This window comes from Alteromonas sp. 76-1 (assembly GCF_900654235.1).
Lineage (GTDB): Bacteria > Pseudomonadota > Gammaproteobacteria > Enterobacterales > Alteromonadaceae > Alteromonas > Alteromonas naphthalenivorans.
Genome location: NZ_LR136958.1, coordinates 2566239 through 2579052, shown reverse-complemented (window position 1 = coordinate 2579052; position 12814 = coordinate 2566239). Strand labels below are relative to the sequence as shown.

The window sequence follows — 12814 nt, the reverse complement described above, 5'->3', positions numbered from 1 at the left end:
TTCATGCGCCATTCACTCAAACGACTTGTATTACCACATAAGGTGTTTTCATGAAGTTTTCGACGCTAAGTCCTGCATTATTGGGTATTTCATTACTGGTATCGGGGAGTCTTTTATCACATGCAAGTCATGCCTCGGTTAGTATCACAAAAGGGAAAACGGCTATTCCACATGGGAATGCTATTTCCAACGAAGATTTAACCATTCAAAACGATCAACTCGCATTCGCTATTGCAGTAGATTCAGCGCCGCCGTGGGGCGTAGCAAGAGGCTGTATAGTTGACATTGCCAATGTGAAAGAGGATGGCACGCTTAGTAACGACCGCGTTGCGTTTGCCGATTTCATCCCAAATAATTGGTCAAGCTGGCCTAATACCTACACTAAAATAGATATTCTTAAAGATACTGCTCAAGAAGCGGTCGTGAATATTAAAAGAGACTTTGGCGAAACTGAAATAAGCACAACGTACAGCCTTTCTGAGGGCTCAGATCTTATTCATGTTGAAACCACAATGACCAATAAAGGTGATAGCGATATTGACGCGCTTTCAGGCTACACCTTATGGCCAGATTCCGGATACAAATTTGCTGTTCCTCGTAGCCACACTACCGAAAAATCATCTGAAAATGTATGGTTATCAGACCGTTTCGTGGGTTATGACGAAGAATGGGCGGTTGCATTGCACGCCCCTTATATGCGTGAAACTAAAAATCAGTCGCGTGATTTATACGCGGCACATACACTTAGTCCTTCACAAAGTATGACTTTTTCGGGTGATTATCAGGTATTGCCCCGTGGTAACTTAGCGCCCGTTGTGAGTGCCGAAATAAAGCGAAAGGCGCTTAAAAGTGGAACAATAGAGGCGCACGTAAGTACACAGGAAGGGCAAGCCGTTGAACAAGCCGCCATTGTAGTGTCGCAAAATGGTGTGCCTTATATGTGGGCCATGGGGAACGGCAAGAATGTGGATTTCACGCTGCCGGTAGGCGACTACGAAGTTTACGCTACGGGCAAACAACATTCAGACAGTAAAACGCGACTGATTACCGTTGAAGAGAACGTGACTCAGAAACTCTCATTCGATGCGCTACGCGCCCCGGGTAAAATAAGCCTTAATATTACCGACGCAAAAAGTCAGCAGCCCATAGATGCAAAAATTAAAATAGAGCAGGGCAATCAACCACTCATCGAATATTTAGGGGCACGAGCCTTCTTCACCGACCTTGATAATATTGGCAACGCCGTATTTGGTTTGGCACCAGGGGAATACGAATTAAGCGTTTCACATGGCGCGGGCTTTAACGCCAAAAGTACTTTGATTTCGGCAAGCGTTAACGCAAATGAAACCACGACTTTAGCAAGTGTTATTGATGTAAAAACGTACCCTACGAAATACGGTTGGTACGCAGGCGACCTGCACCATCATGCCGATGTATTAGAAGGGTCAACAAACCCTATAAATCTGGTGCGTTCTCAACTAGCTGCTGGGCTAAACGTGTTATTTGTAAGTGATCATGATTCCACTAAAAACAACGACACCATTCAAACTCTGGCCGATGCACGCAATGTACCCTTTATACCGTCTATTGAAGTGTCACCGTCTTGGGGGCATTTCAACGCATTTCCTATCGATAGCGGGGCGCAATTAACGGTCGACCCAGGTGTAGATGATATACACAGCATTATTGAAGATGTGCGGCGTATGGGGGCTACTGTTATTGCGTCAAATCACCCCTACATACCTTATGGCTATTTAAGCAGTTTAGATAAAGGCACAGCGCCGGGCGGCTTTAACCCTAGCATAGATTTATTTGAGTTAAATGCCGTGGTGAATAACGAGCCAACTATTAATAAAGCGCATCAGTTTTGGAATGAAGGGTTACCCTACTATTTTACCGCAGGATCAGACACTCACGATGTGTTAAACCAAACCAGTGGTTTAAATCGGTTGTTTGTGTATACCGGCAGTAAACCGACAGCTAAGGCCTTTGCACAGGCTGCAAAGGATGGCCATTCATACGTATCTTTTGGCCCTGTGATTTACCCTGAAAATGTAATGTTTGGCGATACAATGAAGCTAGCAAAGGCACAACCACAAACAATAAGTTTCGATTTGGTGGCGGTAAATGGCCTTAAGTCGGTGCAGTTGATTGGTAGTGATAGCGCAGCCTCTGCTACCAATAATCAAAGCGCCGCGAACAGCGTAGTGCTTGAAGATAAAACGCTTACTGGGGATCACGACTCCGTTAACTTTGAAGTTCCACAAGTTTCGGGCTGGGTTGCTTTGGTCGTAGAAGATATTGAAGGCCGTAAAGCCTATACCAATCCTATTTGGCTTGAGTTGGTTAATGAGAGCCAGTTTTAGTTGGTATTGAAAGTGGGGTATAACAAATGGGGTAAGAGTGCATTAATAAGATGAAATGTACTCTTACCCCTTTATTTTTAACTAGTGGTTCAACTTGTAGCAGGGGCAGGATTGCGATTACGCAGTTGCAGATAACTAAGCGCCCACATGATAAACCCACCAAAGAAAAGCATAGCCGACACGTAGCCAGTTTCATTGAAACTAGCGCCCGAGGCCAATATTGCGCCGCCCAGCATTGGGCCAATAGCATTTGCCGTATTAAATGCGCACTGCACAAGCGCACCTATCATTGCATGCCCCGTGGGTGAAACATCTAACAACATCGACTGAATAACGGCGGCTAAACCAACACTAGCACCAAGCAGAAATACCGTAAGGTAAAGCCACCAAATATTACTTGCCGCAAACACATATATAACAGACACACCAACACTGCATAGCAACGCAATACCTGTGGTGCGAAGAGGAGATTTGTCAGCCAGTTTACTAATGAACCAATTACCGATAGTGGTACCAATACCAAACATCATCATGGCAACCGAAATGGTCACCTCTGGCGAGTTCGTCACGTTTAATATGGTATCGGCAAGATAGGTATAAATACAAAACACACCCCCAAAGCCAACAAAGATGATGCCTGAAATTGACCATACGAGTTTGTTCTTAAGCACGCCAAACTCTTCCCGTAAGTTCGTTGGCGTGGTGACTGGGCTGCTAGGCACGAACATATAAATAAGTGCGATGGTGATGAACGCAAGGGCTGCGACTAGCGCCATACACACTCGCCAACTCATATTTTGCCCTATCAGAGTTGCCATGGGAACACCGACAATAGTGGCGATAGTTAACCCAGCAAATACCATCGACATATAGCTGGCCCGTTTTCCAGTAGGGGCCATACTAGCGGCAATTAATAACGCGGTACCAAAATAAGCGCCGTGGGGCAAACCAGACAATACACGATAAAACACCAACTCTGGCAAGCTAGAGGCGATAGCACTTAAGCCGTTAGCTATACACATCATCGCTGCAAAGATGATCAGAGAAGTGCGTCTGTTGGTCTTGTTAGTAAGTAACATAAACGACGGCGCGCCAATGACCACACCAATGGCATAGCCGCTTATTACATTACCGGCCATTGATGGCGTGACAGCATAAGTTTCGGCGATAAGAGGTAACATCGACATAGATGAAAACTCTGTAAGCCCTAAAACGAATGTGCCCAGCGCCATTACGAAGATAGGCCAAACTACGGCGCTTGGGTTTGAAGATGATGCAGACATAAATACCTTAAAATTTGATGGTGAGGAATAACGTAAGCCTCAGCAATCACAAATACGTTGTAAGAAATTGCGCGATAGAAAGCAGTTAACGTATTTACGTTAACGTTCGATATGGCAACTTAATATAAATTTGGTGTAGTAGGGATTTTTTGAATCTTTGTAGGCCTAGTGAACTAAACAAAATCAGGCAGCTACATTGAATAGTGACTTCTTATTGTAAGACCATTATACGCTAATGAAACATTATAATTCTATTGCTAGCGCCACAGATAGCTTAGTTTTGTCGGTCAAGTGCAAATGTTCCAATATCTATCTGCACTTCTTACATGGTACTTCTTACATAAGTACTTGATGAAATCTCTTTGCTAGTAATGTTGGTAAAACAATAAAAAGTCAGTTACTTTTTCTGCTACTAAGTTTTTTTACGAATTTAAAGGAATAACGTCATCTGATGTCACACTTACCTTCTCCCTCGTGGCTATCTACGGTCAATAATGGGGCAACGGCAACGAGGGCGAAGAATTTGCCCGTGGAAACTAAAGCCCAAAAGGACAGAAACGTAATACCTTTTTCGGGAACATACATTCATTTGGTGGGGGGCAAGAGATCTTACTCTACGAATTCCACCAAATCCCCATTGAACAAGCTAGGGGCTTTTATCTGCCAAAGACTAAAGAGCGCAATCAGATAGCCGTGTGGTAACCTTTGCCATAATGGGTACACCAATTTCCTCTAGTTTGCGTTGTGTACCCAATGGTGTACCTAAAGATCAAAGAAGCTAAGGGAAGCTATTGAACGTTAAAATACGCTAAGTTATTGATTTTACGTTGGTACGGACACAAAAAAAGACGCCCTAGGACGTCTTTAAATGTTGAATTGGTGGAGCTGGCGGGATTTGAACCCGCGTCTTAGTCGCTATTTTATTGGCCTGTAGGGAAGTCTGTGCAGTATTTGTGTTTTTTAATTTCTGCTAGGCTCAAATATTATGCCTCAAAATTGGTTGGCTTCTCTTTTTTCAAAGGCGCATTCCACCACTGGCTAAAAGTCATTTTATCTCTCCAACATTCGTAAAGAACTCTGCATGACTCGTATACCAAATACAATCCGAAGAACACTGCGAAGAATTTCCAATCCATGTTTACGCTCCATGTCTGTTCTGTGAGTCATATTACCATAATGCTCCAGATGTAAGCCTAGTTAGTTATGAGGTTTACTAATTGGACTTAACTATGACTAAAAAGACACCAAAACGTGATCTGCAAATCACATTTATTCATCAATTTAAACGCACTACAAGAACGGAGTGGCCTGATAAGTTTCGAGTTTGCTGGCATTTTAATCCTGAGACACTCGACTATATCTATGAACACAAAGATGAGAAGTTTATTACTAACGGCTTTGTACTATCAGATGGGCTAGTACAGCAGCTTCCAGAGGAACTGAGAAAGAAATACTTTATTCCTTCGGAAAGATGCTTGTTGTTTCTGTTCTTTGAATTACAAATCTCTGAATTCATCAATTCTAAAGAAGTCGATGATTTTGAGTTTGAAAACGTATTTGGCGTATCGAAAAAACGTTATTTTTCGTTGGAAGCAATTGATGAGTGGAGTGAGCGGATCGACTTACTTTAAGGGCTGCTTTGCAGCCCTTTTTTAACCAACTTCACTATACACATAGATTCGACTTTAATTTGTTCAGTAATGAGTAGTTCTTCGCAATTCTGATAAAAAAAAATATAAACTGATTAAAATTTGATCTATTATTGATTGAATTTTAATCTAATGTATTTTATCCAAAATATTCAAAAGGGAGTTTGAAATGAAACACTACATATCTGCTGTCCTATTATTCGTAAGCATCACACTGTATGGCTGCGTTAACATGAGCGTGCCGATTACTCTTGCTGAAAACAAGACTTCTTTCAGCTACATACCGTTTGACCCCCTACCTGTGCAGGTCGCCTACCAAGACCACTGTTCAAGCGACTCTTACCCAGCCTTTCTGGGTGATAGCGTTAAAGCTAAGATCCAAGATTTAAAAATATCGTTTCCAGATCAAACCGTTAGATTGGCAGTGGGAGAATTTACTTCGTCAGGCGGATTGAGTTTTGGTTCAACTACTATTGGATATGAAGGCAACACCTATCAAGTAGTTATAGATTATATGAATACAGACACAGTTGAGGGTAGTTTTCTCGCTAGAAGAGAAATTGTCGGTCAAGTTGCCCGAAAAGGTAGATTTGGATTGTTTGATTATAAATGGGAAGAAGACAGAAAAGGAGAAATAGTTCCACTATTAGAGCCACTACCTCCAGGTTATGTTTCAAACTATAAAATTTTGCCCAATCCGGAAAGTGAAATTTTTTCTTCTTACTTTAATGAAGCAAACACTAAAGCAGTAACTGAACTTCGTTCAAAAGCCGATTTTGAACCTATTTCGCTGCCAGTATACGTAGGTGTAGGACTAAGGCTTACTGCTACAGTTACTGTGACTAATGGTGAAGTTGATTTGTCGGGGCTTCCTGAGATTGCGGCAGAGGCAAGAGCTGGCAATATTTCTGGGACATTGGTTGTTCAAACCTTGGGAGCAACTGGGCCTCTAGTCTCATCTAACCTCCCGCTTCCTAGTGAATTAGACCGAACAACCATCCAAAACGCAATTCTTGCGATTGGTTCTATAAAAGCCCTATTAATGGACGAATCTATGGTAATCACACCTCGTGTGATTGGTATTTATAATCCAATTGGTGGTGGACAGTCATTCAATAACGGTGTTATCACGGCGCTAGCAACAAAGCCAATTGTTTGGAAGCGACCTTGCGTTTTAAAAGCTGACATAGAAGCTGAAAGTTAGTATTAAAAAAGCACCCCTCGCGGGGTGCTCAATATTATTCACTCTCCAATGTTCTCATACAAAAATACGCAGCTAGTGAAAAAATAACCCCTATACCCACGCATCCAAACGAAATCAAAAATAACCTGTATGACAGTGTCTCAAAAGCAATGAGGTCGGGATAATCTAGCAATAGAAACAGTGTGTTCCAAAGTGTATTAATAATTGCGTCATAGCTTACTGAATTAGCAAGTGATATCCATTTTCCAGAGAGTTTAATGCAAGCGTCGAAAACGCTTTCGTAGTTAGGTCTCATAATAAATTCCTCAGTTAGTCCTATGATTAACTAAGTTCTGCTCATGAGAATTCTGCTAGATGAAAGTGATATTTTTACTTTAATCTGCGCAATGGCTGCCTTCCGTAAAGCAAGACATCAGTTTCAGTGTAAAAAAAGAGATGCTGACTTAACAGACGTTCGACTATTCAAGAGGGCGCGGGAATACATCGAAGTGAGTCGATACAAGCAAAATACATATTAAAAAGGACGGTACGCCTTAGAGGATAAAGCAAACACTTTATCTATATGCCGAGGTTGTAAGACGCCTCCGCATCGTCTAGCCCACTAATTTAAGGCAAGAGCCAACGCCAATCTACCAGATGGGTCTAAGTCATATTTAGTCTCCTGCTGTATGAAGGGGGAGTTAATGGCGTACCGTCAAACCTGTTACCAGACTAATGCGTCGCGCTCACATTAATCAGTAACTATATTCAGTTTACTTCAATCGAAATTTCCATTGTCATGTAAATTATGCTGAAAATTTTCGTAATCGGGGGCTATGTAGTAATAGCTGAGCCGCAATCTTTCATAAACTCAATCTGCTTGAGTCTCATGAACTCGGGTGGGAGCACTACTGATAGCACAGTAAACCTCGACAGTGCAATCCTCTGCTGGCTCGACGTACATAGAGGTATGTACGTTAAAGATGCTTTGTCTATCAACACGATATTCAATAATTCTTGAAGCTATCGTAAGCCATAAAAAAAAAAAAGGGAGCGTATCGCTCCCTGAGGTCAAGTCTAAAATTAATCTAGTAACCCTAAAACTCTTCCACCGTCACGAAAGCCTTCTAACCTTATTTCCACTATTCTGTCTTTGCTACTCTGTGCAAGCGCTTCCAGTTTGGCGAGTTCTGTGAAAAACGCTTCTCTGGAAATAGACTGTGACTTGTCATCTCCTAACGGTCTTTTACTGTTAAACATTAATTCGTATATGACATCACATTGATTGTGCTGAAATTTGATTTGGCTCGTTAGTGTCGCTTGCTGACTTTCAGTGAAAGAAGAACGGGTATTTGCGAATAGACGAGCGTGGGCCTTCTCAATCTGAGTAAGAAATCGCTGGGGGTGACTATACATGTAGACAAATTCATATAGCCCGTCGTCACTTTCAAATTCCTGTAGATATTTACTAAGTATTTTTGCGCGAAGGTCGCCATTAGATTTGTTCTTGGCATTAGATGCTTCCATCTCAATAGCGATACGACAGCCAGTATTTGCATCGACAACCAGAGCATCAACCAGTCGAGGGTCATTTGCTCTATTCTCTAACTGAATAGCAATATCGCGCTCAGAAGCAAATCCCGTAATTTTGTTAGCCTTCACCAAGTCGAGAATAACAATCTGTACCGAGAGGTCATGAAGCAAATTTCGTTCGTTCACTCTGCTAACATCTGAGCGCAGGTGTAGTTCTCTGTTGAGCAAAAATTCCGCTTCCCGAATACCTTGGTTGGTTAGAACTATGAAGTTCCTGTCTTGGTTAGCAAAAGTAGGGTGTATAGCTACGATTTGCTTCTTTTTGAGTCGATTTACAAGTTTATTTACAGCTTCTCTAGATAGCTCTAGATGACGCTGAATTACGGTTTTGCAGGTAACTCCAAATATTCCTGTTATCGCTATTGTGGCATTCTCTCGCTGTATGCCGATTGACGCTGGGTCACTTTTATTGGTGATGTGTAGGTTGCGTATAGAAGACTCGATTGCACGGTCTATGTAGTTCATTTCATTCTCCTGTTTTTAAATCATAACTACATAGAACCAAGCTCGGGAGAATCTTCGAATGAGCGCACAATGCCTTGCATTATGCTTAAGCTTCGCTTTGCTAAGCATACTGCTTAGCTACAACATTTCTTATTCTTAAAATGTTGTCTACTTCGTAGGAGTAAATCTTCTGCAAAGCAGAGCTGACGCGACTCGTCGCTGCTCTGCTACTTGTCACGTTGTGACTGCGACAGAAGTTTTACTCGGAGTCAGCTACCGCTGATTAAGGCCATTTTTACCCTAGTGTAGCGTCGGGAAAAAGTGTTACTCGGATACGCCTCGCTACATTCGCACCGCAGGTGCTCAGGCAGGGATATGTTGCTACGCAACTTCACCCTGGTTTGCTGAGGCAAACTAAAATTGGCCTTAATCTGCGATGCTGACTCCGGCTTCGTGACCAAATATGTTTCACATAACTGTTCACTACGCAGTAGTTATTGAGCTTTGCTCAAGCTTTATTACATAATCGTACCGATTACGTTGTTTGCATCTTCGATGAGAGCGAAAAGCAAGTTGCGGATGTTAATAGGTAAATAATTAGAAGAAAAAAGAGCACCCAGCGGGTGCTCCAAGATCATTCTATTTTTTTCGCAGCCTTGTACTTTGTAAGAGACAAGCAAGTGATGTTAAATAGATAAGCAAAATTAGCATATAGCCTCTTATTCCGATAAACGGATAGCTCTCTGCAACTTCGAATCGAGTTATTAGTTGCACAACAAAAATCACAAACAGAATGTCTCCTATTGTCATCAGCTGTGAGCTAAGCACGTCAAACAATGCAATAAAAAATTGCCGCTTACATTTCATGTATTTCTCCTTTTATGTCTTCGGCCATAAAAAGGGCCAAACAAGGAGAATTTTTAAGATTGCAGCAATGCTTTTTCTTTAACCGCTGACTTCTAGAGTGATTCTGCTTTTGATAAAAGTTTAAAATCGAGTGATTATTACACTTTAATCATGAGTTTATTTTGTGGTTAGATGTCCGCGCAAGTGAGTTTTGTCGGACGTATAAGTGACAATAAGGCGGTGTTCTGATACTTTTGTCTAATAAGAGGCGAATATACGCGAGCATCGCACAAAAGGACTATCTCGTCACGTTGAAGGGATTCAACCCAGTTCTCAATTAGAGCACTGTCATTGGGCCTTCACGTGAACTGTATACGGAGTACGTATGTGTTCAGTGAACAAAAAGCGCTATCAGAAATAGACATCATATCTAAGTACATCATGCCCGCTGTAAAGCAGGCTGGTTGGGATGTTATGACCCAAATCCGGCAGGAAGTAAAACTGCGTGATGGTAAAGTTGTCGTTCGCGGTATGGTCGCTGCACGTAAAAAAGTAAAATCCGCTGATATCGTGCTTTATCACAAACCCTCAATGCCCCTTGCCGTTATAGAAGCTAAAGCCAATAAGAATGAAATCGGTAAGGGGATGCAACAAGGGATCTATTACGCGAAATTACTCGATGTGCCCTTCATTTTTGCCAGCAATGTTGCGTTTTATGCCTGAATGCCAAAACAGATTTTTTGCAGAGTTAATAAGAACACCACTTGCCAAGTAGCAGTTCGATCCTCCACGTCGAGGAATTAAGAACAGCTTTCGCCTTGAAGATGTTGGTGAAAAGTATATTCCTATCCCTCCTATATCAGAGTAGATAAAAATTGTTGAAAAGATAGATAGACTGATGATGTTTTGTGACTCTATGATTAATAAATTGAAAGTGCTTTAAACTACAGAAAAAATTACGGATTCACTTTTAACCACAAGTTTTTGATATTTTAACATTTTTTTAATTCTTATGCTAAAAGTTGACTGTTCAGATACTTGGTATAAATCATATTAAGAATAAAATTATAGGTAAACACACTTAATGAGTATTAAGTCAATAAGAATAAAAAATCTACTCTCTTTCGAAGATATATATATACCTGATTTTAAGGATGTAAATTGTATTGTTGGTCAAAATAATGCAGGAAAATCTAACCTTCTTGTATTATTGAATTACTTTTACTCTTGTCTGCGACATGAAAAAGTTGTAGCGCCCTCTTTGTTTTCAAATTACTCTGCAATTGGTACTATTTCCATTGAATATGACACAACCCGACTCAAAAAAATTGTAACGTCAAAAAGAAAAGATCTAAGTAACCCTTACTTTCGCCACATTTTCAATACTTTATTCTCGTTAAAGCATAACTTGACTGGATTAGCTGCTTTCACTGAATATTCGAAGCAGCAAAGTCGTAAAAACTCTAGTTACGTTTTAACGCTCTCAGTAAGAAAAGACAATTCTATATATTGGTCAACAAAGAATAATAAAGTTCTCGAAATTATAAACAGGGTTTATCCTTTTTTTTCAATTGATACAAGACATATTAATCTTTATGACTGGAGTAAGATTTGGGAAACTATTAGTCAACTAAAGTTTCTCAACATGAATACATTAGAGATTGATGACCTAGTTGATTTTATTGATGAACGAGTCTCGAAAAAGAGTGGAGCGTATAAAGACTATGTTGATAAAGTTAATGATATAACAACTACGTCTGCTTACCAATATCAGGAAAAAGTGCTTAATTATGTAAAAGTAGGATTGAAAGGTCATACTTTCAACATAGAAGGCGAAGATTTAGCTCGACAATCAGATGGGACAAATTCACATAAGTTTTTAGAGCTATATCTAAACTTGATGATTGCTCTGACTCGACGAGAATTTATCACACCAACCGTTTTCGTTGATGAACCTGAAATTGGTCTTCACCCCAAAAAGAATGAGCTGTTAATTCATCGACTTCATACTATATATAAGTCTTTTCAAAAAACTAAGAGTGAGCGTGAAGTAGGGCGATATGCGACGCCTTATCCCAGAATAATATTTTCAACACATTCTCCTAACATTATAAAGACTGTTGTTAAACTTTTTAAAGGAGATGAAGAGCATCAAGTTCTTCATTTTAAGAAGTATATAAATAATTCTACACAGATTCGTAAAATTAAATCACACTACGATGACTCCAGGTTTTTAAATATTTTTAGTGACAATGAAGCTAGATTGTTTTTTAGCAAATTCATCCTTTTCGTAGAAGGTGAGACTGAATTGGAAATATTTGGTAATCTAAAGTTGGCGTCTAAATTTGATAAGTTGAGAGATATAGATGTATATAATGCAAATGATGTCCACCTCAACGCGTTAGACCCAACTAAAAGTAATCTTCCAGTCCCTTTTTTAATACTTTATGATTCGGATTTCTTAGTAAATGTGAATGTTGAAAGCTTGCCGCTTTTAAAATTAAGTTTGTCCAATAAAAAAGTGAACTTGTCGAATGCAGAAAAATCTCTAAAATTCTCTTTCTATGGTTCAAAAAACTTTTACATTTCGAAAGCAATAAAAGAAGTTTTTTCTGCTGTAGATTCTCCCAAAAAAATTACCAGTAGCGGAACGGATTTTAGCTTATTTAAATTAGAGTATTTTGTAAATTACGCAAATCGTAATGTTTTTAAAAATCGTAATGTTAGATTTAACTACACCACAATTGAAGGTGTTCTAATAAATTACAGGAGCATTCCCTATTTCGTTAAATGGATTTTTAGAGAGTTTATGTTAGGTTTTAATGTTTCGCCTGGAAAAGATATACATAAAAAGGTTAAAGGTGTTAAACGTGGATTTTCAAGTCATGGTGATGTCAAAATAGCCTTTAAAGCTTTGTTTTCATTTTGTGATAAAGATGTTGTTCTTTCCAAGGACTTAAAAAGGTTTTCACAGCGAATTAAAATTGCGTATTTAAAGCTGATAAGAGATGAGGTAAAGGAGTTTGAGTTGCCGAGTCATGATCTTGTTGCTGCTTTTAGATTGGTTTTTGGCGGGAAGACTAATACTTACCAGAAACTCACTTCAGATTCGTATGATAGGGTAGTCTCGGAAGACGTAAGAGACTTTGTTGAAAAAGTAAGAACTGATTATTTAAAGAATTTTACTTTTGACACGAGTAAGACGAGTGGGTGGGCAACGAGCTTTATTGATTATTGCATTGATGAAATTGATTTGGAAACTAACGGTGATAGCAAAAGGTTCTATGGTCAATTCGCGGTTGTTTTTCCAGAGCTTGATGATATCATCAAAAGAGTTTCTTTTTGATAGAGTATAGAGACTGATGTTTACATCAGTGAGTGCCCTGACGCTCCGAGCTCTTAATTACCAACTCTGAGCCTGGTCTCACCGACACGTAACTTTTAGTCCAC

The 12814-nt window shown here is 40.0% G+C and carries 6 protein-coding genes and 1 pseudogene; 5 read left to right on the top strand and 2 right to left on the bottom strand.

The genetic code is table 11. The annotated features are described in order from the left end of the window. The first annotated feature begins 50 nt into the window (after positions 1-50). Complete coding sequence (locus tag ALT761_RS11080; RefSeq protein WP_129738687.1) at positions 51-2366, top strand: CehA/McbA family metallohydrolase; 2316 nt, start codon at positions 51-53, stop codon at positions 2364-2366. A gap of 89 nt (positions 2367-2455) precedes the next feature. On the opposite strand, the gene ALT761_RS11075 is transcribed toward ALT761_RS11080, so the two are convergent. Further along, on the bottom strand, positions 2456-3649 hold the full coding sequence (locus tag ALT761_RS11075) for an MFS transporter (protein WP_129738685.1): 1194 nt from the start codon (positions 3647-3649) through the stop codon (positions 2456-2458). A gap of 1229 nt (positions 3650-4878) precedes the next feature. On the opposite strand from ALT761_RS11075, the gene ALT761_RS11070 reads away from it, so the two are divergent. Together ALT761_RS11070 and ALT761_RS11065 are read left to right on the top strand one after the other, a co-directional pair. Beyond that, a complete protein-coding gene (locus ALT761_RS11070) occupies positions 4879-5280 on the top strand; it encodes a hypothetical protein (RefSeq protein ID WP_129738683.1) in 402 nt (133 codons plus the stop codon). Positions 5281-5467: 187 nt separating this feature from the next. Further along, positions 5468-6502 carry a hypothetical protein gene (locus tag ALT761_RS11065; RefSeq protein WP_129738681.1) on the top strand — a complete coding sequence of 345 codons (1035 nt, stop codon included), beginning with the start codon at positions 5468-5470 and terminating at the stop codon, positions 6500-6502. A 1062-nt stretch (positions 6503-7564) separates the two neighbouring features. Here ALT761_RS11065 and ALT761_RS11055 read toward each other — a convergent pair. Beyond that, on the bottom strand, positions 7565-8539 hold the full coding sequence (locus tag ALT761_RS11055; protein ID WP_129738677.1) for a hypothetical protein: 975 nt from the start codon (positions 8537-8539) through the stop codon (positions 7565-7567). A 1266-nt stretch (positions 8540-9805) separates the two neighbouring features. Between ALT761_RS11055 and ALT761_RS11045 the strand changes: the two are divergent. Together ALT761_RS11045 and ALT761_RS11040 are read left to right on the top strand one after the other, a co-directional pair. Further along, a pseudogene (locus ALT761_RS11045) lies at positions 9806-10069 on the top strand (type I restriction enzyme HsdR N-terminal domain-containing protein); the annotation flags it as partial. A gap of 379 nt (positions 10070-10448) precedes the next feature. Continuing rightward, positions 10449-12710, top strand: coding sequence for a retron Eco8 family effector endonuclease (locus ALT761_RS11040; RefSeq protein ID WP_129738673.1), 2262 nt, complete (start codon positions 10449-10451; stop codon positions 12708-12710). Positions 12711-12814 lie beyond the last annotated feature (104 nt).